Origin of the sequence: Lysobacter sp. S4-A87, assembly GCF_022637455.1 — a bacterium.
Taxonomy (GTDB): Bacteria; Pseudomonadota; Gammaproteobacteria; order Xanthomonadales; family Xanthomonadaceae; genus Lysobacter_J.
Genome location: NZ_CP093341.1, coordinates 1,308,755 through 1,335,388 on the forward strand (window position 1 = coordinate 1,308,755; position 26,634 = coordinate 1,335,388).

Annotated in this window: 21 protein-coding genes and 1 tRNA gene; 6 read left to right on the plus strand and 16 right to left on the minus strand. The window is 62.3% G+C overall.

Annotated elements, in window-relative coordinates; translation table 11 throughout:
• Positions 1-5 precede the first annotated feature (5 nt).
• Positions 6-620 (minus strand): 16S rRNA (guanine(966)-N(2))-methyltransferase RsmD, encoded by a 615-nt coding sequence (gene rsmD / locus MNR01_RS05905; protein ID WP_241920001.1) that lies wholly within the window; start codon positions 618-620, stop codon positions 6-8.
• Positions 621-685: 65 nt separating this feature from the next.
• Between rsmD and ftsY the strand changes: the two genes are divergently transcribed.
• The 4 genes from ftsY to MNR01_RS05925 are packed head-to-tail and all read left to right on the plus strand — an operon-like array spanning position 686 to position 4,586.
• Positions 686-1,948 carry a signal recognition particle-docking protein FtsY gene (gene ftsY / locus MNR01_RS05910; protein WP_241920002.1) on the plus strand — a complete coding sequence of 421 codons (1,263 nt, stop codon included), beginning with the start codon at positions 686-688 and terminating at the stop codon, positions 1,946-1,948.
• 53 nt (positions 1,949-2,001) lie between these two features.
• Positions 2,002-3,246 carry a hypothetical protein gene (locus MNR01_RS05915; RefSeq protein ID WP_241920003.1) on the plus strand — a complete coding sequence of 415 codons (1,245 nt, stop codon included), beginning with the start codon at positions 2,002-2,004 and terminating at the stop codon, positions 3,244-3,246.
• Entirely contained in the window at positions 3,243-4,310 is a 1,068-nt protein-coding gene (mutY, locus tag MNR01_RS05920; RefSeq protein ID WP_241920004.1) for an A/G-specific adenine glycosylase, read from the plus strand. Before MNR01_RS05915 ends, mutY begins: the two co-directional genes overlap by 4 nt.
• Before the next feature lie 3 nt (positions 4,311-4,313).
• The gene (locus MNR01_RS05925; RefSeq protein WP_241920005.1) at positions 4,314-4,586 is read left to right on the plus strand and encodes an oxidative damage protection protein; all 273 of its coding nucleotides are present in this window, start codon (positions 4,314-4,316) and stop codon (positions 4,584-4,586) included.
• Positions 4,587-4,588: 2 nt separating this feature from the next.
• On the opposite strand, the gene MNR01_RS05930 is transcribed toward MNR01_RS05925, so the two are convergent.
• A complete protein-coding gene (locus MNR01_RS05930) occupies positions 4,589-5,029 on the minus strand; it encodes a DUF6491 family protein (protein ID WP_241920006.1) in 441 nt (146 codons plus the stop codon).
• 171 nt (positions 5,030-5,200) lie between these two features.
• Between MNR01_RS05930 and MNR01_RS05935 the strand changes: the two genes are divergently transcribed.
• A tRNA-Phe gene (locus MNR01_RS05935) sits at positions 5,201-5,276 on the plus strand.
• Positions 5,277-5,622: 346 nt separating this feature from the next.
• Here MNR01_RS05935 and MNR01_RS05940 read toward each other — a convergent pair.
• The 13 genes from MNR01_RS05940 to MNR01_RS06000 form a co-directional block, all read right to left on the minus strand.
• Entirely contained in the window at positions 5,623-6,294 is a 672-nt protein-coding gene (locus MNR01_RS05940; RefSeq protein ID WP_241920007.1) for a hypothetical protein, read from the minus strand.
• A gap of 526 nt (positions 6,295-6,820) precedes the next feature.
• Complete coding sequence (locus MNR01_RS05945) at positions 6,821-7,390, minus strand: DUF5677 domain-containing protein (RefSeq protein WP_241920008.1); 570 nt, start codon at positions 7,388-7,390, stop codon at positions 6,821-6,823.
• A gap of 1,837 nt (positions 7,391-9,227) precedes the next feature.
• Entirely contained in the window at positions 9,228-10,841 is a 1,614-nt protein-coding gene (locus MNR01_RS05950) for a type I restriction-modification system subunit M (RefSeq protein ID WP_241920009.1), read from the minus strand.
• Positions 10,838-11,962: an AAA family ATPase gene (locus MNR01_RS05955; protein ID WP_241920010.1), complete on the minus strand. Its 1,125-nt coding sequence runs from the start codon at positions 11,960-11,962 to the stop codon at positions 10,838-10,840. The genes MNR01_RS05950 and MNR01_RS05955 overlap by 4 nt, the downstream gene beginning before the upstream one ends.
• The gene (locus tag MNR01_RS05960; RefSeq protein WP_241920011.1) at positions 11,959-13,236 is read right to left on the minus strand and encodes a restriction endonuclease subunit S; all 1,278 of its coding nucleotides are present in this window, start codon (positions 13,234-13,236) and stop codon (positions 11,959-11,961) included. The genes MNR01_RS05955 and MNR01_RS05960 overlap by 4 nt, the downstream gene beginning before the upstream one ends.
• Entirely contained in the window at positions 13,226-16,198 is a 2,973-nt protein-coding gene (locus MNR01_RS05965) for a type I restriction endonuclease subunit R (protein WP_241920012.1), read from the minus strand. The genes MNR01_RS05960 and MNR01_RS05965 overlap by 11 nt, the downstream gene beginning before the upstream one ends.
• A 292-nt stretch (positions 16,199-16,490) precedes the next feature.
• Positions 16,491-17,372, minus strand: a complete 882-nt coding sequence (locus MNR01_RS05970; protein WP_241920013.1) for a hypothetical protein — start codon at positions 17,370-17,372, stop codon at positions 16,491-16,493.
• Positions 17,373-17,431: 59 nt separating this feature from the next.
• Positions 17,432-17,719 (minus strand): hypothetical protein, encoded by a 288-nt coding sequence (locus MNR01_RS05975; protein ID WP_241920014.1) that lies wholly within the window; start codon positions 17,717-17,719, stop codon positions 17,432-17,434.
• A gap of 550 nt (positions 17,720-18,269) precedes the next feature.
• Positions 18,270-21,020, minus strand: a complete 2,751-nt coding sequence (locus MNR01_RS05980; RefSeq protein WP_241920015.1) for a primase-helicase family protein — start codon at positions 21,018-21,020, stop codon at positions 18,270-18,272.
• 53 nt (positions 21,021-21,073) lie between these two features.
• Complete coding sequence (locus MNR01_RS05985) at positions 21,074-21,634, minus strand: hypothetical protein (RefSeq protein ID WP_241920016.1); 561 nt, start codon at positions 21,632-21,634, stop codon at positions 21,074-21,076.
• Positions 21,631-21,909, minus strand: a complete 279-nt coding sequence (locus tag MNR01_RS05990; RefSeq protein WP_241920017.1) for a helix-turn-helix domain-containing protein — start codon at positions 21,907-21,909, stop codon at positions 21,631-21,633. Before MNR01_RS05990 ends, MNR01_RS05985 begins: the two co-directional genes overlap by 4 nt.
• 104 nt (positions 21,910-22,013) lie before the next feature.
• Positions 22,014-22,391: a hypothetical protein gene (locus MNR01_RS05995; protein WP_241920018.1), complete on the minus strand. Its 378-nt coding sequence runs from the start codon at positions 22,389-22,391 to the stop codon at positions 22,014-22,016.
• Positions 22,388-23,713, minus strand: a complete 1,326-nt coding sequence (locus MNR01_RS06000) for a tyrosine-type recombinase/integrase (RefSeq protein WP_241920019.1) — start codon at positions 23,711-23,713, stop codon at positions 22,388-22,390. The genes MNR01_RS05995 and MNR01_RS06000 overlap by 4 nt, the downstream gene beginning before the upstream one ends.
• An 816-nt stretch (positions 23,714-24,529) precedes the next feature.
• Here MNR01_RS06000 and MNR01_RS06005 point away from each other — a divergent pair.
• A complete protein-coding gene (locus tag MNR01_RS06005; RefSeq protein ID WP_241920020.1) occupies positions 24,530-26,068 on the plus strand; it encodes a hypothetical protein in 1,539 nt (512 codons plus the stop codon).
• 100 nt (positions 26,069-26,168) lie between these two features.
• Here the strand turns inward: MNR01_RS06005 and MNR01_RS06010 are convergent, their stop codons facing one another.
• The gene (locus MNR01_RS06010; RefSeq protein ID WP_241920021.1) at positions 26,169-26,540 is read right to left on the minus strand and encodes a VOC family protein; all 372 of its coding nucleotides are present in this window, start codon (positions 26,538-26,540) and stop codon (positions 26,169-26,171) included.
• Between the last annotated feature and the right edge of the window lie 94 nt (positions 26,541-26,634).

The following is a 26,634-nucleotide window of genomic DNA, read 5'->3' on the forward strand; positions in this document are numbered from 1 at the left end:
CGCCCTTACGCCTGCGACGAGGACCGCCGGTAGAGGGCATAACGCACCTCCCGGGTCCGGCCTTCGCGGAGCAGGCGCCAGTCCGGCGGCAGTTGCGGCGCTGCGTCATGCGGCGCCTCCACGTACAGCCAGGCGTCGGGTTTGAGCTTGGCAGCGACCAGCGGCAGCACCGCGTCCCACAGGCCGGCGGCAAACGGCGGATCGATGAAAGCGAGGTCGAAACCGGCCTCGGGCTGGCCCGCCAGCCAGGTCAGCGCGTCGGCCTGGACCACCGTCGCCGCCTCCCCGCCGGGCAGGCGCGCGGCCAGCGTACGCAGGGCGTCGGCCAGCCCCGGATCGCGCTCGACCAGGACAGCACCGGCGGCGCCGCGCGACAGTGCCTCCAGCCCCAGCGCGCCACTGCCGGCGAACACGTCGAGCACCCGGGTGCCGGGCAGCATCGGCATCAACCAGTTGAACAGGGTCTCGCGGACCCGGTCCGAGGTCGGCCGCAGGCCGGCCACGGCCGGCACGCTCAGGCGCGTGCCGCGCCAGCGTCCGCCGATCAGGCGCACCTTGCCCGCGGCCGCATTGGCCGGCGTGGATACAGCAGTGGGATGGCGCCGGGTCGGTTTGTTCATCGGGGTCGGGAGGGGGCCGGTGCTAGCATGTGTGCATTCTCGCGCATTCGCCGACGTTGCCCTCGATGCTCAGTTTTTTCCGCCGCAAGAAACCCCAGACTCCAGCCGAAGCGGCCTACAGCACCGAAGAACTGGCTGCCGCATTCCCGGCGCCGCACGAACACGAGGCGCCGGTCGCCGACGCAACCGAGCCGGCAGCCGTCGAGTCGCCGCTGCCTCCGGTCGCGCCCGAAGCGCGCGAACCCGAGCCGGTGCCGGCTGAGATCATCGCCGCCGCGCTCGATGTGGAGCCGGTCGTGGTCCCGCTCCCGGCACCGCCCCCGGCACCTGCCCCCGCGCCGGTCACCGCGCCCACCCTGCCGCCGGAAGCTGCCCTCGCCACGCATCCGGTCGTCGTCGCCGCCGCACCGGGCAAGTCCGGCTGGCGCGAGCGCCTGCGCGGCAGCAACTTCGCGCGCAGCTTCAGCGGCCTGTTCTCGCGCAATCCCAAGCTCGACGACGACCTGCTCGACGAGATCGAGACCGCCCTGATCACCGCCGATGTCGGCGTCGGCGCCACCACGCAGCTGATCGAGTCGCTGCGCAAGCGTATGAAGGGCCGCGAGTTCGCCGATGCCCAGGCGCTGCTGACCGCACTGCGCGCCGACCTGCTGGCGATGCTGCGTCCGGTCGCCCAGCCGCTGGTCATCGACACCGATGCCAAGCCTTTCGTGCTGCTGACCGTCGGCGTCAACGGCGTCGGCAAGACCACCACGATCGGCAAGCTGGCCAAGCGCTTCAAGGACGAGAACCGCCCGCTGATGCTCGCCGCCGGCGACACCTTCCGCGCCGCCGCCGTCGCCCAGTTGCAGGCCTGGGGCGATCGCAACGGCGTGCCGGTCGTCGCCCAGGGCCAGAACGCCGACGCCGCCTCGGTCGCCTTTGATGCACTGCAGGCCGCCCAGGCGCGCGGCACGCAAGTGCTGATCGCCGACACGGCCGGCCGCCTGCACACCCAGCAGGGCCTGATGGCCGAACTGGGCAAGATCAAGCGGGTGATCCAGAAGCTGGACGCCAATGCGCCGCATGAGGTCTTGATGGTGATCGACGGCACCACCGGACAGAATGCCCTGTCGCAACTGCGCCAGTTCCACGCCGCGGTCGGCGTGACCGGCCTGGTCGTGACCAAGCTCGACGGCACGGCCAAGGGTGGCGTGGTGTTCGCGCTGGCGCGCGAGTTCGGCATTCCGATCCGCTACGCCGGCATTGGCGAACGTCCGGAGGACCTGCGGGTGTTCGATGCCGAGGCCTTCGTCGACGCCCTGCTGCCCGAGTCGCTCGGCGCCTGACGCCGTCAAAGCCACGCATGGCCGCGCCGGAACCCGCCATCCCGCGTCGCCCCTTGCGTCGACGCAACGCCCTGCTTATCGCGCTGGTCGTGGCGTTGCTGTTGCTGGTGCTCGCGCTGCGCTGGGTGGGCCAACCCAGCCGCGTTGCCGGATTGATCCTCAGCGAGGCCGGCAAGTCCCTCGGCCTGGAGATCACCGCCGCAGGCGCCAGCGAGTACCGCCTGCGCGGCACGCCGATGCTGCTGCTTCGCGATGTCGTCGCACGCCAGCCGGGCGCAGCCACGCCACTGCTGCGTGCCGAGCGCATCCAGCTTGAACTGCCCTGGGCCACCATCCGCGCGGCCGGCAACGACCTCACCGTGCGGCGCATCGAACTGGACGCGCCGCAACTGGACATCGCTGCGCTGCAGCGCTGGCAGGCAACCCGGCCGCCATCGAAGCCCCGCATCCCCACCCTGACCGAAGGACTGCGCCTCGTGCGCGGCCGCGTCATCGGCGACGGCTGGTCGATCGACGCGCTCGACATCGACCTGCCCGCCTTGTACCCGCAGCGCTCGCTGTCTGCGCAGGTGCGCGGGCGCTTTGTCAGCGACACCCTCGCCGGACCCTTCGACCTGGAAGCGGCACTGACCCGCCCCGCCGCCAACGCCGGGCTTGGCCTGAGCGGCAGCGTCGGTGTCGAGTCCCCGCCCTGGTCGCTGCCGATGCGGCTGACGTTGTCCGGCCTGGTGCACGACGGCGTCGATGGCATGGGTGTCGACATCATCCGCCTTGGCGCCGTTGCGCGTTACCGCAACGGCGAGACCGAGCTGCCGTTCGTATTCGGCCTGGCCGGCCCGTTGCGCATGCACTCGGGCGAAGTTGGCATGTCGCCGCTCGGCTTCGCACTGCGCGGACGCGACGCCATTCCGAGCCTGCATGCGCATGGCGGATTCTCGTTTGGCGATCTGCTCACCTTGCGCCTGGACGGGCTGATCGCCGACTGGCCAAAGGCCTGGCCGGCTCTGCCGGAACCGATGGAGTCCTCGGTGTCGGCGCTGCCGTTCAAGTACGAATACCGCGGACGCCCCGACCTGTCCGATACCAGCGCCATGCAACTTCAACGCGACGCCACGCGCTTCGATGCCAGCTTCCGCCTGCCGGAAGTGCTGGCGTGGATCGACGCGATCGACCAGGGCACGCCGCTGCCACCGCTGGCGGGCCATCTGTCGACGCCACGCCTGGAGATTGCCGGCGCGACGCTGGAAGGGGTCGAAGTGGACATCACGCCAGCGCTGGGCGAGGCGATGTCGCCATGACGGACCGCTTCGCCACGCGCCTGCTTGCCTGGTTCGATGTCAGCGGCCGCCACGACCTGCCCTGGCAGCACCCACGCTCGCCGTACCGCGTATGGCTGTCGGAGATCATGCTGCAGCAGACGCAGGTCAAGACCGCAGCGCCCTACTTCGAGCGATTCATGGCCGCGCTGCCGACATTGCGCGACCTCGCATCCGCGCCGCTCGACGACGTGCTCGCACTGTGGTCGGGCCTGGGCTACTACGCCCGAGCACGCAACCTGCATGCAGCGGCGAAGCGCTGCGTCGAACTGTACGATGGCGAGCTGCCGCGCAATCTCGACGCGCTCACCGCCCTGCCCGGCATCGGCCGCAGCACCGCCGCGGCGATCGCCTCGCAGGCCTGGGGCGAGCGTTGCGCGATCCTCGACGGCAACGTCAAGCGAGTGCTCACCCGCTACCACGGCATCGACGGCTACCCCGGCCTGCCCGCAGTCGAAAAGAAACTCTGGTTGCTGGCCGAAGACCACGTCGCCCACGCGCAGTTGCCACCGCTGCGGATGGCCGACTACACCCAGGCGCAGATGGACCTGGGCGCCACGCTGTGCACGCGCGCCGACCCGGCCTGCGTGTTGTGCCCGATGCAGGACGACTGCGTCGCCCGTCGCGAAGGCCGCGTCGCCGACCTGCCCACGCCCAAGCCCGGCAAGACACCGCCGCAGAAGTACGCGCACGTGCTGTGGGCCGAAGACAGCGACGGCCGCATCCTGCTGCAGCGGCGACCGCCAAGCGGCATCTGGGCGTCGCTATGGACGCTGCCGCAGGCCGAGGACGACACGCTGGCGCAGGACTGGTTCCAGCAACACCTCACTGGCGACTACGCACGCGCGCAGGTGTTGCCCGCCATCGACCACGCCTTCAGCCACTACAAGCTGCAGCTGCAGCCACTGCGATGGCACGGCACCGCGCTGCGCGGCCGGATCGGCGACAATGACGACCTGCGCTGGGTCGCACGCGAGGAACTCGGCGCCATCGGCATTCCAGCACCGATCCGCAAACTGCTGGAAGCCAGCGCCCGGGAACCCTGACCCATGCCCCGCACCGTCTACTGCGAATACGAAAAGCGCGAAACCGAAGGCCTCGACTACGTGCCGTGGCCCGGCGAACTGGGCAAGCGCATCTTCGCCCATATCGGCAAACCCGCCTGGGCGGCGTGGCTGGCACACCAGACCATGCTGATCAACGAGAACCGGCTGTCGCCGCTCGACCCCAAGCACCGCGCCTTCCTCGAAACCGAGATGGAGAAGTTCCTGTTTGGCGGTGACGCCGCCAAACCCGCCGGCTACGTCGCCCCGGAAACCTGAGTTCAGGATTTCTCGCGCTCGGCGATCTGAGCGGCGCGCTTCTCGCTTTCGGCCTGCTTGAGCGCCTTGGCGTCGACCGGTCGGATTTCCTTGATCCAGCACGGGATCTGGTTGGACGCGCGGCTGAGCACGATCACCTTGTCGAAGTTCTGGTACACCCGCCCGAACTGGTTGGTCACGGTGATGGCCTGGGCGAAGTCCAGGTCCTCGCAGGTGCTCTTGAGCTCGAGCAGGTAGACCTCGCTGGGCTTGGTCCACACCGCCAGCGCGGTCTCGCCCAGGGGCGTCCAGCCGTCGAGACGGCCGAAGTACTGGAAGTTCGGAACCGGCGCACCGGCATGGGCGCGGTACAGCTCCAGCTTGTCGGCATCGCTGATGCGCGAATTGCTGGCGCAGGCGCTGGTGACCAACGCGGCCAGGCAGGCCAGGACCAGGGCTTTCATGACGGTCTCCTGCAGCGCACGGGCTGCCTGTGGACAACACCCCACAATCTTGCGCCGCCCCGGCGCCGGTGCTGCAGCGGCCGGCGAACCCGTTCAGCGCACATCCGGCTTGCCATGCCCGCCCGCGATCCGTATCATTCCGCTCCTCGCACGGCCTGACCGTCGCGGAATGGCCGGGTAGCTCAGTTGGTAGAGCAGGGGATTGAAAATCCCCGTGTCGGGGGTTCGATTCCCTCCCCGGCCACCATGATTAAACGTAAGCCCAGTAAGGCTCTCAGGCTTTACTGGGCTTATTTTTTTGGAGCATCGCCCCGGCCTGGGGGACACCGGGGGGACATGGGGTGTTTGTGCCCTTGCCCATCGGTCAGAGGTCGTTGGTCCGAGTCCAACTTCGAACTCCAGCTGGAAACCTAATTAGGCCGCGACCGCGACGATCAGCGCCGCTGCAGTACGCCCGATGGGCCAAGAACCCGTCTCCTGGGCCAAGAACGCGCGCGGCAAAATGCCGCGGCGCCGCCCGACAATCTTGGCGAGCCAAATAGGAGTGAGCGCCTGAAGCTAACTCCAGACGCGAAGTCCCTTGGATCACGCGCTCAGCTAGCGCCGTCCTCGCCGTAGTCCTGTTCGAAGCTCAAGCGGATCGAAAAATCAGTTTCGATCAGACCACAGCGGCCGGCTTTGTCGAAGCTGTATGTCGCCTCAAAATCACCACGGTGACCGTAATACACGCGATCGGGGTCTTGTTCCCCCGTGTGAGTGCCGGCAAGAACAGCACACCAGCAGTCGGCTACGTCAAACAATGACCCGTCGAATTCATAGCTATCGGTGTAGAACTCGTCAACATAGGCATTAGTTTCCGCGTACGCGGATATGACGCCATCATCGGTCCATGCGCGGGTTTGAGTGTCCTGCGCCAGGTGGTCCTTCAGATCCTCAAATGAACGGTGGATCTGAGCGCCTGATTGCCAGACACCCTCAGCTCCTTCAAAGGCCCTCGACAGCACATCAAAAACGACAGCCTGCGTTTCCGACGCCAGCCCGAGGTCACGCAGACGAACGGTGAGTACATCCTGTTGAAGCACGATGTGCCCTGCATCTCCCAAGGAAGGGCTCACCGAGTTCCTTTCCTCGGCCTGCAACGCGGCGAACGTGCGATAGGACAGAACGGCAGCGGTCAGCTCCAACGCATGCCCATGGGAAAGGATGATGCCGAGAGCACGCAAGCCTTTGCGAGCCGCGAAGGCAACGGGAGAGATATTGATCATGGATCGGTATCCTGTTAGGCACGGTGCGGTGAGTGATTGCTCGCGCCGCGCCCCGGACAAACCGATGCGAATAGAGGGCGTGCTGGAGAACGTTTGATCGTCGCCTGTTTTGGGCCACTCACGACCCAGGCGGGCGCCTGTGACGGAGAACATATGCCCAACTACGCTCCCAGCGCAAGGCCCCTGCCCGCTGCTTTGGACCGGGCCGTCCGCAGCTTCCGGCTCCTCGCGGCCGGCAGGTTCCGACGCGTGCGCAATCCCTTGCGTTGCCCCCCCTGGGCACCAGACGGTTGGACCTGAACCTCAGACCCCGTACCTCCCCTCTCACATGCCCCGTAGTTGCCGGCTGGTTTTCAAGCCAATTTCACGAGTGGCTGGCAGTAGCGGCACCGCAACTGCCACCTCGCCCCTATTGCGCCGCGCTGCATCGGTTCAGCGATCGCCTCGGGAGCGGACCCGCCGAGACAGACATGGCCTTCCAGAACCTCGGGAATGCCCCCCTGCTTTGAGCCGGACCGCAAAGCGGCTACGGTTCGACCCGCTGCGCCCCAAGTGCGGCATCGTTGGCTCGCAACCATTTCTCGAGCTGCGTCATGTGCTGAGGCCAAACGACGTTGTACTCATGCTCAAAAACCGCGAAGACAAAGGCGGAACCTGGCTCCTGCTCCATACCGAAGAACTCGACCCAATTATTTACAAAATGAGTCTCGTGCTTGTCCGGATCAGTGGAAGAGTAGCCGAAGAGAACGCCATCGTAGTTTGGATGGGCGCTCTCGCTAAGGTGCTGATGCATAGAAGCGAGCCCAGGATGGACCTTCTCGGCCTGTCCCAAAACAGTAAGTATGTTGACGGCCGCGAGGGACGTTGCTCCGTTCTTAGAACCCATCAGCAACTGTTTGGTGATCTCGTCAAACTCAAAAAAAGAAAGCGTGCTCGATAGGACGCTTTGGGTTTTCTGGTTGAGGTAGATGAGAACACCCAGGGTCTCGATGCAGCTACGGAGCAAGATGCGTGCACCGAGTATGTGGCCGTGCTTTGCCAATAGGAGCGTCTGTTGCCCAAGATCGTGCATGCGCCACAGCAGTGCTTCACGCACCACGATGCTCCTATACGGAGCCTTCCACTTGTGAGCGATCGGACAGCGGGAAATAAGTCCGCCGACGCTGATGTCGCTGCAGAGTGTCTGTGACCATCGATCTAGCTGTTCGCCAATGTCTTTCATCACAAATACCTAACAGACGGACCCGTGTGCAACCTTTAGCCTCGCCGAGGCGCCGCCCCGACCCGATGACCGCAACACCAGGAGCGGTCATTCGCCCGCTCTCCGTCCCGCTTCATTTCTCAGGTCGATACAGCTCATCAAAGACATGTTCAGGCATCCATGTCTCGTACTGATCTGTGGCCCCTAGCTTCCGTACTACCACGTACCCGGGGAAGATACGACCGCAACTAGGAGGAGGATTCATCGTTTGGCTAGAGCTGAGCTTGCTGAACCTGACCTTGTAGTCGACGTTAGAGATGCCAGCCGCCTTAACCTTGACTCCGTACCTCCGCGCGGTGTCTCGATCAACGGCTGCAAAGAGCGCCATCTGCTCCAACGTTACAAACGGACGATCTGAGCTATAGGGGTCCACTAACGCCTCCCTCTCCTAAATGTTTCGTCGTGTTCTATCAGAAGGCCACTGCGAGCGGGAGGGACCACTACCTACCGGCCCGATAGGAGCGCGCGCTCGGACTCAAATGCCTGAATTAAGCAGAGCCTCGTCGCGACTTCGGCTTGGACGAACTGTTAACTGTCAGCGACCGCCGTTGGACAACCTTGAACTGGAGATCCTGGGCCTTTCTCAGAAAGCTCTCCCACTCAGCGACAAGGGCGTTGTACTGAGCCAATTCTTCGGGCGTAAGGGATGACTCCGGACTACGCGGTGCATAGTTGTGCACAGCAATATAATGCTCTATGCGATCTACCCGGCTGGCTGCATCTACCGGGAATCGATTGGCCAGGAACGTCCGCCACGGTTTGTTGCCGCGAGAGTCATTGCAAGTCTGGCAGGCGGGCACGATGTTACCGGGCACAAGCTCTCCGAAATCAGTCACAGCGACAAGATGATCTGGGACTATGCCCCGATTCTCCGCCGACGCAGCGGCGCCGCAGTAGGCACAAGTGCTGCCGAACTCGGCGAGGACCAATGACCACTCCTGCTTTGAAATGCGGTGATCTGGAGCCACGATCTCGCGAAGACCCCGGCGTGTGTTGTAATTCATGCGCGAAAAGTGCTGAGTTCCTTTCATGGCAGCCTGAATTAGGTAGATCCGCGGCGCGGCTTCGGATTGGAGTAATTAGCTCTAAGACTCGTGAGTCTTATGTGCGTACAGATCTAGATAGTTCAGCAGACCTTTTACAACCTCGTCGCAATTCTCCTCTTGAAGGCTTGTTGTAACGGATGCGATGCCTGAACTGTCGTGACTGACAACTGCGTCAGTCCCTACGAAGTGGTCTTCCAACCTTGCAAAGAAGAAGGCTAGGTTGCTCTCAATCTCCTCAGGCGATAGCTCTTCTCGGAACGGCTGCGAGCGTGTCGGGCCGTTATAGCTGTAGTAGGGCTTGTATCGATACGTAGGCATAATGCTTGGTCCTTGCAAACCACTTTCTATACGGACCCCGGGGTCCAGTTATGGATCCTTGGCAGAGCACAATCGACCCGCGCAACCTTTCAATCCGACGGCAGAATAGCGACGCGACATCGGCAAACAGACCGATGCAATGACTGACCGAGTTCGTCGGCAGGCTTGAAGTCCGACGACAGCCCAACGCAACGAACACTTTTGCTCAATAGCGACCATAGAGCGCAACCTTTGGTCACACGTCAGCTCTGCGGCGGGAGCCACTTCGTGGCAACACTGACAGCGGTTAGCGCCCAACCTAGGATGTCTCAGGGCAATAGGGGCAAACCAAGCTCCTTAAGAAACGCATTGAGGCGCTCGGTAGCCGTTCTAACCTTTCCATCAACCGAGACTAGTTCTCCATGCACAGTCTTGAGATCGATCTCATTCTCGGCGCCGGCAGTGCTGATGTAGCGCGATATATTGAGATTGAAATCGTTCCTTTCGATCTCCTCCATAGCAACTCGACGTGAGTATCGCGCCTCTTCCTTGCGGAACTGATAGGCATCTACGATCTTCTCAATGTGTTCGGGCAGCAGCTGGTTCTGCCGCTTCCCTTTCTCGAAGTGCTCGGCTGCGTTGATGAACAACACATCGTCCGGCTTCTTACATTTCTTCAGCACCAAAATGCACACCGGTATTCCGGTGGAGAAGAAGAGGTCCGCAGGCAGGCCTATGACGGTATCAATGTGGCCATCCTTAAGCAATTTAGTGCGAATGCGTGACTCAGCGCCGCCACGGAACAAGACTCCGTGCGGCAGGATGATGGCCATCACTCCGTCTTGCTTGAGGAAATGAAAACCGTGCAGGAGGAAAGCGAAGTCGGCCGCAGACTTTGGTGCCAGTCCGTAGTTCTTAAAGCGCACGTCCTCACTCAGCGCCTCGCTCGGCTCCCAGCGATAGCTAAAGGGCGGATTGGCTACCACCGCATCGAACTTCGGCATCTTGGCCGGGTTCGTCTCGCGAAGCATGTCCCACTCATTCGGAAGGGTATCTCCGTGGAAGATCTCGAACTCAGAATCCTTAACCCCGTGCAGCAGCATATTCATGCGCGCCAGGTTGTAGGTTGTGATGTTCTTCTCCTGGCCATAGATCTTCCCGATGGTGCCTTTCGCATCCTTCATTCGGTGTCGCACGTTCAGCAACAACGACCCTGAACCGCAAGCCAGATCCATCACGCTGTCCAGATGGGAACGCTTGCCCGAACCGGGCTCCTGGCTGTCAAGCGTTACTATGGACGACAAGATGTCTGAAATGCGCTGAGGGGTGTAGAACTCTCCCGCCTTCTTGCCAGAACCAGCTGCGAACTGACCGATCAGATACTCATAGGCATCACCCAACGCATCGCTGTCGGTGGAAAACTCCTTCAGCCCGTCAGCGATCTCCTTGATGATTCTGCACAGCCGCGCGTTGCGTTCTGAATACGTCTTTCCAAGCTTGTCAGAAGCCAGATTAATCTCGGAGAACAGCCCGCGGAAAGTGCTCGCGAAAGACTCTGTCTCGATATAGCTGAAGCCGCTCTGCAACGTACTCAAGAGCATCGCATCATGCGTGCGTGCCATCTCTGATATGTTGCCCCACAGGTACTGCGGCTCGATCACATAGTGCACCTTTCGGCGCATCTGCTTCTCGAACTCTGGCACGTCATCCAAATTACTCTCGTACCACCGCTGCAAGGGTGTGGACACCGAGCCGTCCAACTGAACGGGATAGTCCGACCCCAGTTCCTTCCTCGCAGCTGCTTCGTAGTTGTCAGAAAGGTAACGAAGGAAGAGAAAAGCCAACATGTAGTCGCGGAAATCATCCGCATTCATCGCGCCGCGAAGTTGATCGGCAATAGCCCATAGGGTTCTGCCAAGCTTCTGTTTTTCGAGATCGGTCATTGCGCGCCTGCTGCCTGAGTGGCCTGAGGAAACAACACTGGATTGAAGGGGTAGCGGCTCAGGAAGTCGTACAAGATCTTCTTAAAGTATGCCTTGTTCTCGTCCAGCATTTGCTGAGGCTCAAACAGCGAATAGTTTCCGTGACTCAGAATGTTGATCAGGCGCGCATGCAGGATGCCGTCCAGATCATCATCCTCCTGCTTGATGCATGCAGAGAAGTTCTTATGGCCGTGAAAGCTTGCCGTCTTTTCCAAGATGGCGCGGAGCATGTTGAAGTGATGAGTGAACAGTCGATCCTCCTGCGCCGCTTGGTACAGTTCTGCCAGAGCGGCCACATGATGAAAGAACGGCGTGTCACCCATTTCCTCACGCAGTAGATGGCTATCGCCTGCGGAGTTCTTGCTCACAAAGTACTTGCGGGAGTTTCCGAGCTCGTTACACAACACATTGTAGAACAACGTGTGATGCGTCGAGATCACCGTCTTAAGATTACTCCCCGGCCGCTTGAGTAGCTGCGCCAAGTGGTTCCCAACGGCGATCGCGTTGTGCTCATCCAGGGACGAAATCGGGTCATCGATGTAGACGTACTTCACCCATGCATAAGACTCCGCGCCGTCAAGAGCCAACTGTACGATTGTCAGAAATAGACACCAGACAAAGATGTTCTCCTCGCCGCGCGAAACCTTGATGTTGTCGATGACCTGTCCGCCAACCGTGCGAGAGAAGCGTACTGACCACTCGCGCGTATCTATTCGGAAATCGAAGTCCGCGTAGCGCTGCAAGAGCGGCCGGATGCGGTTGTCCATCTCGAGTTCAAACACACCCTGAAAGAACCGCGAGTTCATGTTGAGCAGCAATCTGCGGTCACTGTCGCCGTCTAAGTCGTTATCCCAGTGAAAGAGGTCTTCGGTGAATGCGTTGAAGTAGAGCGTGTCTCGAACCGCATCGCCACCCTCGCCTCTAGTCTGTTCTTGACCTCTGATGTCCTTGAAGGCCATTGAGAGCCGCGTCTTTCCGGTGCCGTTGTACGCATAGAGCAAGACAGTCTTCTTATTCTCCAACACCAGTCGCAAATGCGCCGCCAAAGCAGGCAGCTCGGAGAAGAGCTCACCCGGCCTCATGCTGACTGATCCTCCAGCACCGGGAAGAGCTCCTGCATCAAACCCCTCTTGTGACGCTTGAGTAGATCTATCTTCTGTTCCTGCGCAGTGATTAGATCATCGATGGACGAGATACACTCGCCGATCCTCCTTTGCTCCTCAAAAGAAGGAAGAACCGCAGAGAACGTACGAAGGACATTCAGGTAGAGCCTAGTCCTGGTGCCGCCCTTCTTCTGCGCGAGGGCAAACTTGCTGAACTGCTTTCCATCGTTGAGCAGGTATTTGAGGAAGCCTGGATGCAGGCCATCCACAGAGAAAACGGGGTACTCTTTGCTCACTGCAATTCTTTGACCCGTGTTGTTTATGTTGAACTTGAAGGCTCCATCGTCGCTCATGTGTCGATAGACAAAGTACCCTTCCGGGACCACCCCGTACTGCCCGTCATTCGCAACCTCTCGGTTGTCGTAGTAGTCCTTTTGGCGCTGCAATCCCGTCCTTGAAGAACTGTAGATCGGCAACTCTGTGCTTGCCGAAACCCGCTCGGAGTATTCCTTCAGGAAAGGATCCAAGTCAGCAGGCTTCCACTCTCCAAGGCCGAGGAACTGAGGGAATCGAAGATTTGGCAAGGATTCGCCATCAGCAGGTAGCAGCTGTTGCGTCAATGCCTTCTTGTGTACCTTGAGGCTGCGAAGCTTTCCTGCCTCAGCCGCGATTCGCTCATCGAACGTCGTCAAGCAATCGGCAACTCTATGCTGCTCGTCTAGCTTTGGCGCCACGACGCTGCCGCTTAGGACAACAGCGTTGTTCACCTTCATGTCGTTCTTCGCCCCTTTCTTTACCAGGGGTTGTAGATAGGCATTCAGGCAGTGGTCGCGCGAGAAGTAGTGATCGAAGTACGAAGCGTGCGCGTCGTCGTTGGGGCGGTAGACGGCATATAGAGTCGAGACGATTCCTGCCTTCCCCTTGTTCTCTTTAATGATTCCGAACGGATTTCGCTTTAGCGGGCTCTTGGTGTAAACAAGATCGCCAGTCTCTACGACGCGATAATCCTTTACGCTAACGCCAGCGTAGGAACGACCCAGGTGCTCTATTTGGTTGACGCATCCAAGCTCGCCTGAAACAGACAGCACATCCTGTGCCGTGTATCTGAGGTCTCTATTTCGTTGCTTGATCTCGACTAGAAAGCCACTCAGTTTCTCTACTTGCCAGGCATCAGCGTTCTGAAATTTCGGGAACCGAATTCGCGGTACCAGCGACCGCTTCTTTTCGTTCCTTTCGATGCTCTTATTGCTCATATGCATTCAACCCTGAGATCTCCCGCCCTTGGGCGAGCTTGTGCAGCAATGGCGTAAGGACCTCCACCAGAGCCAGCTCCTTCTGGGTGCGCTGCTTCCAACCCAAACCCAGTGGCGCCATCAGCTCACTCAAAGCCTCGCCGTCGAAGATACGGCGGCGCAGCACCTCATCCACAAACGCTTGGAGCGCGTCCGCCGCAAGACCGTACTTGCTCGCAATGTCAGCCAGTTCCCTGACCTTCTTCTCCGCCTTGAAGCATTCGTAACCGTCGCGAATTTGTGCTTCATCCAGCGCCTCACCTACTGGCAGACCACGGATGTACTCGGCAATGTCCTCGCGCTCATTGATGAACTTTGCATCGGACTGAATCAAGCCAATGAGTTGCTCACGGTTGAGAGTTAGCTTCCCGGGCGCCTGCTGCGTCATCCGAGCGATCAGCCCCATGATGTAGTCGTAGTCGATGACAGCAGATGCAAAAAGCACAAACTCAAAATCCAGTTGCTGGACCTCGGGTGGCGCTTGGTCGCCCTGTTTGTCCTGCTGCTCTTTTAGCTGCTTGGCGGTCTCTAGATAGGCACTTTTGAATCCCTGAAGTTGATCTTGAGACGCAATCTTGCTGATCTGTGACCGTTGCTCGTCACTCAGATCCGTGTATTGATCTAGCTGCGTCTTGAGGCGCTGCACTTCCTTGAACAAGTTGACGAACTGGCTCCGAGCAGCATCCCCCTTGAGGTTGACCACTTCTTCCGGTGAGTTGGACAAACCCTGGGACTGCATGAAGGCGGCCAGCTTCTGTGTTGACACTTGCAGGTTGTCGATCACCCTGGGAGCTGGGTCCACCAACCATATCTCACGTGGGTTGTCGATCTTCTCGCCGGAGAAGAGCGCAATTGCCTCCTCCACTGGCTTCTGCTGCTGGCGAAAGTCGAGGATGTTGCCGTAAGGCTTGCTATCGTTCAGCACGCGGTTGGTCCGGGAGAATGCCTGGATCAGACCGTGATACTTGAGGTTCTTGTCGACGTACAGAGTGTTCAAGTACTTGGAGTCGAAGCCGGTCAGCAGCATGTCTACCACGATGGTGATGTCGATCTTCTGCGCGTGGGACAGGTCAGTGTTGGGGTATTGCTGATCTTTGATGCGCTTCTGCACGTCCTGGTAGTACAGGTCGAACTCGCTGATGCGGTGATTAGCACCGAACCTGGTGTTGTAGTCACCAATAATTCGAGCAAGCGCGGCCTTCTTACCTTCTGGGTCTTCTCGGTTATCTGCCTTTTCTTGCGGCAGGTCTTCCTGAATTTGCTGCACGTCCTTGTCGCCCTCTGCGGGCGGGGAGAATACGCAAGCAATATTTAGCGGCTGAAACGAGTCGTCCTCAGCTTGCCTCTTGTCCTGGATGGTATTGAACGCCTCGAAATATTCAATGGCTTCGTTGATGCTGGCAGTGGCAAGCACGCCGTTGAACTTTCGTCCGTTTGTAGCGGCGTCATGCTTGGTAAGGATCGTTTCGATGACCTTGGCCTTCGCCAAGCCTTCGCCTGGCTTGGGGGGGTTCTTACCCTCTGGCTTGAAGTAGTCCACGTGAAAGCGCAAGACGTTGCGATCTTCAATTGCGTGGGTGATGGTGTACTGGTGCAGACAGCGTTGGAACAGGTCGTCCGTTGTTCGGAAGCTGGCCTGTTGGCCTTCGATCTGTTGGTAGCTTGCGTTACGCTCGAAAATTGGCGTACCGGTAAAACCGAACAGTTGGGCGTTAGGGAAAAACTCCTTGATAGCCCTGTGGTTTTCACCGAACTGCGAGCGGTGGCACTCGTCAAAGATGAATACCATCCTCTGCTTACGCAGGGCGTCGAGACGCTCCTTGTAGTTGCGCCTGTTGGTGCCGTCTAGCGCCAACCCCAGCTTCTGGATGGTCGTCACGATTACTTTGTCCGACTTGTCGTCGGATAACAGGCGTCGCACCAGCGTTTCGGTGTTTGTGTTTTCTTCAACGCAGCCCTCCTGAAAGCGGTTGAACTCCTCCCGCGTCTGGCGATCAAGATCTTTTCGATCCACCACGAATAGGCATTTGTCGACCTCTGGATTGTCCTTCAGCAGCGTGGAGGCCTTGAACGAAGTGAGCGTCTTCCCACTGCCGGTGGTGTGCCATATGTAACCGTTGCCGCAGTTCTGATGAATGCAGTCCACGATAGCTTTGACAGCATAGATTTGGTAAGGCCGCATCATCAGCAGCTTTTGCTCGCTCGCTACCAGGACCATGTAACGGCTAATCATCTGTCCTAGCGTGCATTTGGCGAGGAACTTGTCGGCAAAGCCGTCCAAGTGTGTGATCTTCTTGTTGTCCTCGCTCGCAAACTGGTAGACAGGCAAGAAGCGCTCTTCCGCATTGAAGCTGAAATGGCGAGCGTTGTTGTTTGCGAAGTACCAGGTATCGGTACGGTTGCTGACAATGAAGAGCTGGACGAAGCAAAGCAACGTCTTGCCGTAGCCGGTGCCTGGATCGCTCTTATAGTCAATGATCTGCTGCATAGCCCTGCGCGGGCTGACGGCCAGGGTTTTCAGCTCGATCTGCACGACGGGCACACCGTTGATTAGCAGTATCACGTCGTAACGGTGATGACTGTAGTCGGTGTTGATGCGCAACTGATTGACAACCTCGAAGTGGTTCTTACACCAGTCCCGGATATTGACCAGCGTGAAGTTGAGTGGCGTGCCGTCGTCGCGCTCGAAGCTGTTGATACTACGAAGCGTCTGGGCCGAGTTGTAAACGTCAGGCGTGATCACGCTATCTAGAAGGCGCTGGAACTCGCTATCAGTAAGGTGAACACGATTGAGTTCCTCGAACTTCTCGCGGAAGTTCCTTTCCAGCGCAGCACGGTCCCGGATGTCAGGACGAAGTGTGTACTTGAGATCGCTAAGCTTGGCGATTAGGTCCAGCTCAATTTGGCTTTCTGTGGTATTCATTTATTGGCTTCTGCTGCCGTTGGCTTAGCGTTATCGTGCTGTGGTCCAGATATCTGGGTTGGTCATACTCGCCCGCTGCTGAGCGCTCGAGGGATGATCAGGTTCGGACGCAGATCACCCCACTCGTAGCTCAGCTAGCGGGCCAGCGGGCGTTGGCACCCATATCAATCACACTGCCCCATCGCCGGCCTCGTCCAATCTAACTCGTCGCGCATGCTCCTTGCCGGCCGCCAGAATAAGCCTTCAGGCGATCGCGCAGCAAAGCATTGCCCCTGCGGCGACGACACCCGCATCAGTGCAGCGGCGGGCTTAGGGAGTCGAGCGCATCTAGCGCGCGCAGCAGCGTCGCCATCCCCTGCGCGGCGTACTCGTCGGTGACCGCCGCCTGCCACTGCGCCCGGTCCCGCGCCTGCCGCTCTCGTCGCTGCTGCCAGACCGCGGCATCGCCCAGTTCGGCGCCGACCAGCACGGCGGCGTTGTCGACGCACAACACCAGCACCTGCCCGGCGAGCCACGCCTCCACCGCCGCCCGCAGTTGCTCGTCGCTGCGACCTAGCAGCCCGGCAGCGCGAGCGACCTGCAGCAGGCTCAGCAGCGGCGCCTGACGCGTCAGGAACGTCGCAGCGGACTCGCCGGTCTCGATCGCCTGGTGCACGACTTCGCTGAGCGTGTCAGCGTACCAGCGCAGCCAAGGCGGCGGCGGCGGCCGCATGAGGCTGTCCAGCCACGCGCGGACCGACTCTTGGCCGCCCTGCTGCAGCGGCAGGGCGACACCGCCCACGTCCACCTGACACTGGTCGCTGTCGGGGTCGGGGTCGGGGCGCACCCGCAGCTGCTGACCGTCGACGGTGCGCACCCATGCCACGACTGCATCGTCGCTCAGCGTCCAGCGCCAGTCGCTGTCCGCCCGGTCGGGCGCCAGTCGCAGCAGTGCCGTCGGTGTGGCGGCGAGGCGATCGGCGAGGCGGTCGAGCTGGCGCCGCGCGTCCTCCTGTGTGCCGCCAGGCTGCGCGGCCAGCATCGGCAGGGGGCCGTTGTGGACACGCAGTACACCGCCGTCGCGCAATGGCAGCACGCTGGCGTGTATGCCGTTCAACGGGTGGTCCGGTGGGCGGGCGTAGGCAGCGGCGTGACCGTCGTCCAGAGTCACGCGGGACCAATGCAGGTAGCTCATGATCGGGTTCTCCTCGATGGGGTGCACAGGCAGCGCCGGGAGTAGATGGACCTGCCAGATTAGCCGTGGCGCTCCAGCTCCTCCGGGGTCAGCGCCTCAAACGGTGAGTGCCACAGCCAGATCCCGCCCGGCAGGCGCCGAGTCGGGTACCAGCCCTGCCGCAACAGCAGCGGCGGCAGTGCCACCTGCCTGATGCCGGTCGCGCGGGCTATCTCCCGAACGGTCATGGGGTCGTCCCAGCCCAGCTGCCCCCAGCGATCGCCGTGCTGGGGCAGGGAGTCAGCCCACGCGTACAGGCGATCGAATTCGGACAGCTTCGGCTTGGGCACCAGTTTGAGCACGGTCATGGGTCAGCCTCGGGGATGGGGTGATGGTGCGCCGATCGGCCGCGCGCGGCGACAGGGCCTCGCCCGTGCGGGCAGGGGCGTGCCACACGGTGCGCGGGGCGCGCGTGTACGCCGATCATTTTGGAGGGCCTGGGCAGCGTCACTGCGATCATCTGGCAGAAGAGTTGGTGTGTGATGGGGAAATCGCTTGAACGTCGATAATTTTGGGGGCTGGGGCAACTCGCTTGTACGCTGGCTTTTCTAAGCGGCGTGCGTGCTGTTCACTGCTACTGGCACGCAAACGGCACGCGGTCCGTCCAGCAAGGGCTGCAGAGGAATTTGTGTAATTGCGTGCCGTTGCGTGCCGATTTTCCTATTCCCCACACTCCTTCCCTTATCTCCTGGATATAGGGGAAGAACGGCTGCAACGGCACGCAACTTGCTGGAAGCCTTGCTACATAGGGCTTTGAGCTGCGTGCCGTTCGTTCGAGCAAACGGCACGCAACAGCACGCAACGGCACGCACTTCCGCCGACTCACGTGTACATCGATCCTACAAGGCAGTTGGTTGCTCATCGTTTCGACCTCCGCAGCTGGCGGACGAATCCTTCGTCGACCCCTGTCCACCAGGCGGGGTCGTCGCGCTGCGGGACGTAACCGCGAACCGGGCTTATCTTCCTTGCCTCGCCCGCCTCGGGCGGGTCGATGCCGCGCGGCTGCACCCGCAGCTTGCCGATCGTCTCGGCGCTGATGGGCGGTGCCAGCAGGACTGCCGCGACCGCCCGGGCGCTGACCTCGCGCAACTCGAACCCGTCCTCCCCCAGCGCCTCCAGGCAGTCGGTGGTGGTGATCACCGCCAGGTCGAAGGGGAAGGCACGCTGCTCGAACCGGTCGACCAGTGCGCGGGCCACCTCGCTGCGGCTCAGCGCGGTCATGCGCCGCTTGGCCTGCGTCATCGGCGGCAAGGCGTGCGGGTTGAACCGGCTGGTGTCGCGGGCAAGGAGCCAACCTCGGAGCACGCCAGCCGCGCGAGGGCCATCGAGCCAGCGATAGAGTCGGCGGCCCAGCTCGTCGGGCATGCGACCGGCGGGGCTGCGGGCGACCATCATGCGGCGGTCGTCCTCGTCGAGATGGAGGGCGTCGTCGCGGTTGCTGGTGACGAACAGCGACACCGTGTTGGGCACGTCGTACCCGTCCTTCGTCTTGCGGTGCTCGCGAGTGATCGGGTCGGTGATCAGCGGCTTGAGCATGTCGTAGGTGAGGCTGGCGTCCTGTCCCCTGCCCCCCGTGTTGGCGCGTATGTCGGCCGCGGCCACGGCGCGCACGCCGGTCGCCCAGCCAGTGAACTGGGAGTTGAACTCGCCGATAGACACCGACCCCACATGCCGGTTGCCCAGCGCAAGCCGCACGAGCTTGTCCAGCAGGGTCGACTTGCCACAGCCCTGAGTGCCGAGAAGGACGGTGGCGTAAGGCAACCGGTGCCGCTCGTCCTGCACCAGCCACGTCAGCGAGTCGAGGAAGCGCTCGCGCCATACCGCGCAGTCGGTGTCCCTGGAGGGCAGCGTGTGTTCGAGCAGCTCTTGCAGCAGCGCCGCCTCCGACGCCTCCGCCGGCAGTGAGGGCGGGGGCGTGAAGCGATAGGTGTTGACCGCGCTGCGGCCGTCGTCGAGCAGGAAGTGCAGCGGGTAGCCGGGCATATACACGGCCACGTCAACACGCCGGATCTTGCCGTTGAACCTAAGTATCGACTCGACCTTTCCATCCAGTTTGTCATCGGCTTCATCCTTTCCTTTGAATGGCGCGCGACACTGCTCCATCAGCGCAACCGCCTTCGCAGGGTGCAATTGCCCGTTCTCGTGTTTGAGGAATTCATTGCTCGCCTGCACGTAGGTGTAGCGATCTGCGAGCGCAGCCCTGAAGGCCTTTTTGCTTGGGTAGCGTGCTACTGGCGGTGGCATCGGCACCGGTGCCGGTGAATGGTCGGCGCTCGCGTTGGTCGGCAGCGCTATCTCGGTGGCCATTTTCGGCTTCCACCCCTGCGCGATCGCATGCTCCGCCAGCCGCGTCAACGTCGCGCTAATTGCGTTGAGCCAGAACTCCTCGAACTGCTCACGAGCCGACTTTGGATCCCGCTTCCACTGCGGCGATGCACGGCTCCAGTCCAGAGCGCGCTGCTTCAGCGCATCGTGTGCCGACGGCCTTGCTTTAGTCAGGTTGCGGAAGGCAAACACTGCGAGCATCCAATCATCGCGTGCGCAGTCGCCCTTGTCGCCACTGAAAAACCGCTTGATGAAGTACGGCGCCATCGAGTCGATCATCGCCAGTACGGCGTCATCGTCGCCAAGGCTGAGCAGCCAGCGGCCCCACTCCCCACCGTCGCTGACGCCGGTCTGCAGTGACCCGCCGTCGCCGGCGTCGAGCACGCCCGGCACGCTGGCGCCGCGCAGAAGTCCAATCTGCTCGTCGAGGTCGTCGTCGTCATCAGCAGCGTCGTCGCACGCCGCGGACAGCTGCATGCCCAGCATCTGCGCGATCGCCTCGGGCGCAGTGGCGCCGTCGCCCCAGTTCACCACTGTCACGACCCTGCCGCCGGCACCGAAGTGGGGCTTGAAGTTGTGGGTGTCCGGGAGGCGCAGGATGCGCGCCGCGTCCGCAGTGGACTCGGAACCGACCAAATTGCCGGCGAGCGCCTTGAGCCGGTCGGCCAGCGGCTGCCACTGCGTGACTGCAACATCGCGATCGAACGGCCAGTAGGCATGCAGCCCGCCGCCGGAGTCGACGATGATCGGTGCCGGTAACGCATGCAGGGTGACGAACGCGTCCAGTGCCTGCCGTGCGGCTGCCTTGCTGCCGTGGTGATGAGCCTTGCGTGGCTCGCCCGGCACGACAACGTCGAGCTCCATGCGCAGGCAGCGATGCCAGATCGCATTCTTGCCTTCGCGGCTGGGACCGCCGCCCTTGCCGGTCGTGGGATTAACCGGGTGATTCGCAAGGCGGTAGCCGGCGACGGCAAAGTAGACATCGCGCCCGCCCGCGTCGTACTGCTGTCCGATGCTGATGACTTCGGCATTCGTACCGACACGGGTACGCCACGGGATCTCGTTCTTGATGCCCACGACGAACCGCAGCCCCCGCTCTGGCACGGTCATCGACATCAGTCTATGGGCCTCGCCCGCCGCCAGCATGGCCGCCAGCCCAGCGCCGGCCAGATCGGGCGGTGGCAGTGGGGGCGGTGCAGTCGGGTGCGCATCGCCGTACACCGCGCGATGGGCTGCTTCGTCAAGCCTGCGCCGCGCTTCGTTGACAGAGTCGTGATCGCTCATTTGATTCATCTCCAGCCCCCGCCTGCCTCGTGCGCATGCGGGGCGTTTTGTTTTTATGCCCCGTCCGGTCGGTCGAGCCGCACTGCACTACCGTCGATGGCGGGCGTCTCCTTGACGCGCACGTTCGCCGGGTCCGGCCAGCCAACCAGCATCACCCGCGCGGGGGTACCGTCCATGCTGAGTAGCGGCAGATCCGGCTGCGTGTCCTGCTCGGCGGCGCTGACACCGCACAGCTTGCCCTGCGTCTCCGCGCGCGCTCGTGCACCGGCGAGCAGCGTCAGCTCGCGTCCGGCTTCGATTAGCAGGCGCGGGCTGGTGTCGGGATCGTCCAGCAAATGCGCCAACCGCTCGATATACGTGCCTACGTGCTGCAGCGCCTGGGGCTGGGTAAGGTCGCCAGCCGCCTCCAGCTGCGCCGCCAGCCGCAGCACGCGCGCGAGCACGGCCGGGTCAGCCAGCCACGCATACAACTGAGCGATGTCGACGCCGAGTAGGTGGCAGACGTTCGCTTCGCCGACCAACCCGTGCCGCATTTGCGCCAGCAGGCGGTCGCGCAGCAGCGTCGGGTCGGCCGCGGCGCGCAGCGGCGGGTCGGGTGCCGGCAGCGGACTCACGCCCGCCTCGGCTCGACGCGCCCGGCCTGCACGAACGCCTCCAGATCGGTGAGGTTGTAGAGGACGCGCACTCCGACCTTGTGATAGGTCGGCCCGCGGCCGGCGGCTCGCCAGTAGCGCAGCGTGTGCACGCTCGCGTCGTCGCCGCCGAACAGAAACTGCGCGGCCTGCCCCTCGCTCAGCCGCTGCGGGAAGGTCACTGGCGCGGGGGCAGGTGGACGCGACCGGAGCTTGCGTGCCCGCGCTGCCTTCTCGATGGATGCCGTCTCGCTCATTGCTGCTGCCTCCTGAAGTCCTCGGCTAGCAGCGTGCAGCGGGCATCGGCGAAAGCGTGAGGAAAGGTCGCGCCAGTTAATTTCCCCAGTCGCTTGTACGCTCGTTATTTCGCCAAGAAGCGACCCCTCCCCAGACGTTTCCGACGAACGGTCCGCTGCATTCGCTGCAGCTCATGGGCCAAATCGTAGACGTCGCGCTGCGGGTCGAATCCGCACTGCGGACCGCGCACCGGGTCGTTGACCAGCGCTAGCGCCGTCTGCGTCCACGTCAGCGGTTTTGGGCGCAGCGTGCCGTCAGGCAGCCGCCGCCGCACCCAGTGCGCGTGCAGCGTCACGGTCAGAGCCCGGGCGTCGGCGAACCGCTCGCGTGGGTTGGCCAGCAACGCCTCGATGTCGCGCCTGATCCATGCATCCGCACCGGGTGCGCCCTTGTGCCAGTCGAGGATCTCTCGCAGGCGGTTCATGCCGATGCGCCTGCTCATGCCTGCCGCTCCCGACTCCGCAGCGGCACTACTCGTCCACTTGTCCCCAGCACGGACTGCTCCAGTCGTTCAATCGGCGCGCGCAGGCGCTCCACGTCGTCGGCGAGGTAGCCACGGGTCACGTCGCCGGCCTCGCTGTGCGCGGCGATCGCCTTGAGCGCGTAGGCGGACACGTCCATGGACTCCAGCAGCGTCAGCGCCGTTCGCCGTAGGTCGTGCGGCGACCAGGCGATCACCTGCCCGTCCCCGTCCTGAAGCTTTGCCAGAAACCGCACCGACAGCCGCCCGATCGGCGCATGCACGGTGCGACCTCGCACGAGTTTGCCCAGCCCTGCGAACACAAACTCTTCGCTGCGCGCCACCTGCAGGCGTACCTGCAGCATCGCCAGCATCGCCGGCCCCAGCGGCAGCGAATGCTCGCGCTTGCCCTTCATGCGATCGGCTGGGATCGTGATGGTCCCCGCCTTGAAACTAACCTCGGACCAGCGCAGCCCGGCCGCGCTCGACCAGCGCAGCCCGGTGCACGCCAGCAGCAGCGTCAGGTCACGCTGCGTGCCGACCAAATCCGGCGGCTGGTCGTCCGGCAACGCACGCAAGACAGCGACAAACTCTCGAAGGGCCTCACCCAGCAGGGCGCGTTTGCGCCTGGCAACATTGCCCCAGCTCTTCGTCGCCGCGATCTGCGCCGCCACGTCTGGCAGGTCCAGCTCGCGGGTGACACGCAGATACCGCACCACGGCCCGCAACGCGCGCACGGCGCCGTCGGCACGGGCCGGGCTGGCTGTGATGCGCTTGCGGTCGCGCGCATTCGCGACGCGTGCCTGTGCCCGCACCGGGCGGGTCTTGCGATCGCGGTGGCGGTCGCGCACCACCTGCGGCGTCAGCTCCACCAGCGGCCGATCCAGATAGTCGCCAAAGGTGGTGCGCAGGTCGCGCTCGTAGGTGCTGGCAGTGGCCGGCCGCAGCGACTTCTCGGCCAGATAGATCTCCAGCGCCTGCGCCAGTGTCATGCCTTCGCGCAAGTCACTCGCACGTCTGGCGCGCTTGACGGCGGTCGGGTCGCCGCCTTTGTCCAGGTCAACACCGGCCTGCTTTGCTGCCTTGCGTGCCTGCTCGACGGTCCAACGGTCGGCACGACCGATCGACACCCGCGTCCGACGGGCACTGCCGGGCAGGCGCCGGTAGACACTCCAGCTGCCGCCGGTGGCGCCGACGCGCAGTATCAGGTCGGGCACCTGCTTGTCGCGGTACTCGGTGCGGACGGACGGGCGGCCGCGCAGCAGCTGCTCGACGATGGCATCGGTGAGGCGCAGGATTTGCACTGGGGGACACCGGGGGGACATAGAGGCTCGTTACCGCTAGTAATGCCTACTATCCACTAGCATGTCAAGTAACTGAATTGCCTAGATATTGTGTGATTGATCCCGGCCTGGCGCCCTCCCGCCACTGACCGATCAAGGATTGAAAATCCCCGTGTCGGGGGTTCGATTCCCTCCCCGGCCACCATTATTCAAACGTAGACCCCGCAAGGCTTTCAGCGCTTTGTGGGGTTTTTTGTTTTCGGGGATGGCGGATGGCCATAGCTGGCGTATAGCAGGCTGACGAGCCTACGTACCGAGAGCGACATTTCTCGCTGCACCGTGCGCTCCAGCGCCAATACCTCGCCGAACTGCAGCAGTGCGAAGCGTGGACGTCATGCCTGCAGGACGATGTGGCCGATCTCCCGCAACGTGCGAGCCCCCTACCCTGACGAGCAAGGCGCCTGAGAGATCGTAGGCAGCTTCAGAGCCCGTTCCTACGAAAACTTCGACCTCGCAGCAGAGGGTCTTGGTCCCTGCAATGTCCAAGCCATCCTTCTGCGGAGCGCTCGACGTGCCGGACCTCCAATCAGCGTCGTCGTGCGCACGATGCCGCCCCAGTACTGTGACCACCATCGCGTCCAGCCAGTTTGGATGCCGTCAAAGTTCCGTCGGGGAAGTCGAGAACCGCCACGATGCCCGCGCCTGACGGCGCCGGGCGCGCGGGCCATGACGTACCCAGCAAACACATCAATACAGTGCTGGAGGTGACGCGAAGCTTGCTTGAACGCATCAAGGACGGAATTTCCAACTGAGCGATATCACCAATAGGGACATTACATGCGCTACAGACTCATAGTGCTTTTGTTCGCGGTGTTCTTCTGCCTGCCTTCATGGGCGAACCCGAAGTACTTCGGCTACTTCGCCAACAACACCGTTCCGCCGGATATCTCGTTCCAGCCGGACAACTACGCGCACACCAACATCACGTACGTCTACAGCGGCTCGGACCCTTACAACTGGGACGCCACGATCCTTCGCGAAGTCGGATTGGCGAAGGGCTACGGCAACAAGGCCATCGTTTCGGTGACCTCGTACGTGTTCGACACGACCATAAGTAACGCCTACCGCATCGACCCCTTCGCGGCAGCACAGTTCAATGCCCTGGTGGACAAGTTGATTGCTGCCGGGTACCTGGTTCCCGGCAATCCCGAGGCGAGCACGGTCGCTGCGTTCTACCCGGTCGACGAACCCGAGAGGTATGGACTTTCCGACTACATGGGCTTCCCGAGCCCGGCGCTCAGCATGGCGGTCGAAGTGATTCGCGCAAACCCCGCAACCCACAACTTCCCCATCGCTGCGGTGGTGAGCGGCGCCTATGGACCTGTCGTTCAGGGAATGGGCCTTTTCGACTGGGTAGGCCTGGATCATTACCCGGGTAACGACGGTGACTACCGCAACGCCCTCACGACGTTCTACACCCACGTTCGTCAGGACCAGAAGATCATCATCGTCCCGCAAGCGGCCTACGGGACCGATCTGGACGGCGAATGGCACAACCCGGAGTACATGCACTTCCTTGCCCAGGCCGAGAGCCGCGTCATCTTGCTCATGCCATTCCTGTGGGCAGGCCAACCCGGGGTGACCGGGGTCAGGGACATTGCTTCGCTGCGCTCCTCGTACACCGCCATCGGTCACCAGGTGAAGTACGGCCTCTATCCGATGCATGTCGGCAGTTCTGTGCCCGGCACGATGACGGCAGGGCAGTACTACGCGGTGAGCCTGACGTTCAACAACGCCAGCGACAAGACGTGGCGCGCCGGGACGAACATCAACCTGGGCTCGCAGGGCCCGGTGGACAACTACACCTGGGGTCTCAACCGGGTCGCGCTGCCACATGACGTTGGCCCTTACCAGAACGTCGCGTTCAACTTCACCGTCCGCGCACCCACCACACCGGGTTCGTACACCTTCCAGTGGCAGATGGTGGCAGACGGCGTTGCGTGGCTCGGCAGCCCGACACCGGCGCAGGGCATCTCCGTGGTCGCGCCGGCCAGCGGATCGATCAGCGCCAATCCGAATCCGTGCACGATCCCTTATGGCGGTAGCAACTGCACGACGAGGATCACATGGAACTCAAATCGCTATGACGCCCAGGTGTGGGCCTCGGCGCCGGACGGCAGCGGCGCAACCTTGTTCGCATATGAGCCAGGTGGCGCAGGCTCGTCCTACGCCACGTGGATCACGACTGGCACGGTGCGATTCACCTTGAAGTCCGGCGGTGTGCCGATCACTTATGTGGATGTCTCCGGTGTGCAGAGTTCGGCGCCGCCGGACCCGCCGCCGCACTGTTCAACCCCGAAGTGCGTGGAGCCATGACGCCTCGGCAATCTTGAAACGAAGCGACATCGGATCCGGACGGTTTGACCGTCCGGATCCGAATCCGGCGTCGCCCGAGATCGATCCGATGGGTGTCCCGCTAGATCTGCGCCAGCATCAACACGTATCCATCCGGATCCTCAAGCCTGCATTCTCCGCCTGGCATGTAGAACGGATACTTGATCGCGCCGGGCGCGTAACCGAGCTCCACCAGGACGGCGCGAGTCTGCTTGATATCGTCGTAGTAGAGATAGAAGAGTACGGCTTGCTGGGACGAATCAATCGGCCCCGACGCCAGCCCGACCATGAGGTTGGCCTGCTCACTTTCCAGCCAGGCCCAGACGGGAGCGGACTGCCCATCCGGGACAACGCGATTGGCCGCCTTGAAACCCAGGTCAGCGTAGAACCTGATGCTTCGCTCCACGTCGGCGACGTGGGCGAAGGCGACGAGGGACCTTGTCTGGGCTGCCATGTGACCTCCGACGTTAGAAGCACGACCCGATCCGGCGGAGTGATCGAAGCCAAGAACCAGACCGTCGCCTACAGCACCGCAGAGACCATTTTGA

Coding starts and splice junctions, on each gene's coding strand:
- rsmD (WP_241920001.1), bottom strand. CDS start 620: ATGAACAAACCGACCCGGCGCCATCCCACTGCTGTATCCACGCCGGCC.
- ftsY (WP_241920002.1), top strand. CDS start 686: ATGCTCAGTTTTTTCCGCCGCAAGAAACCCCAGACTCCAGCCGAAGCG.
- mutY (WP_241920004.1), top strand. CDS start 3,243: ATGACGGACCGCTTCGCCACGCGCCTGCTTGCCTGGTTCGATGTCAGC.
- MNR01_RS05925 (WP_241920005.1), top strand. CDS start 4,314: ATGCCCCGCACCGTCTACTGCGAATACGAAAAGCGCGAAACCGAAGGC.
- MNR01_RS05930 (WP_241920006.1), bottom strand. CDS start 5,029: ATGAAAGCCCTGGTCCTGGCCTGCCTGGCCGCGTTGGTCACCAGCGCC.
- MNR01_RS05940 (WP_241920007.1), bottom strand. CDS start 6,294: ATGATCAATATCTCTCCCGTTGCCTTCGCGGCTCGCAAAGGCTTGCGT.
- MNR01_RS05950 (WP_241920009.1), bottom strand. CDS start 10,841: ATGACCGATCTCGAAAAACAGAAGCTTGGCAGAACCCTATGGGCTATT.
- MNR01_RS05955 (WP_241920010.1), bottom strand. CDS start 11,962: ATGAGGCCGGGTGAGCTCTTCTCCGAGCTGCCTGCTTTGGCGGCGCAT.
- MNR01_RS05960 (WP_241920011.1), bottom strand. CDS start 13,236: ATGAGCAATAAGAGCATCGAAAGGAACGAAAAGAAGCGGTCGCTGGTA.
- MNR01_RS05965 (WP_241920012.1), bottom strand. CDS start 16,198: ATGAATACCACAGAAAGCCAAATTGAGCTGGACCTAATCGCCAAGCTT.
- MNR01_RS05970 (WP_241920013.1), bottom strand. CDS start 17,372: ATGAGCTACCTGCATTGGTCCCGCGTGACTCTGGACGACGGTCACGCC.
- MNR01_RS05975 (WP_241920014.1), bottom strand. CDS start 17,719: ATGACCGTGCTCAAACTGGTGCCCAAGCCGAAGCTGTCCGAATTCGAT.
- MNR01_RS05980 (WP_241920015.1), bottom strand. CDS start 21,020: ATGAGCGATCACGACTCTGTCAACGAAGCGCGGCGCAGGCTTGACGAA.
- MNR01_RS05990 (WP_241920017.1), bottom strand. CDS start 21,909: ATGAGCGAGACGGCATCCATCGAGAAGGCAGCGCGGGCACGCAAGCTC.
- MNR01_RS05995 (WP_241920018.1), bottom strand. CDS start 22,391: ATGAGCAGGCGCATCGGCATGAACCGCCTGCGAGAGATCCTCGACTGG.
- MNR01_RS06005 (WP_241920020.1), top strand. CDS start 24,530: ATGCGCTACAGACTCATAGTGCTTTTGTTCGCGGTGTTCTTCTGCCTG.
- MNR01_RS06010 (WP_241920021.1), bottom strand. CDS start 26,540: ATGGCAGCCCAGACAAGGTCCCTCGTCGCCTTCGCCCACGTCGCCGAC.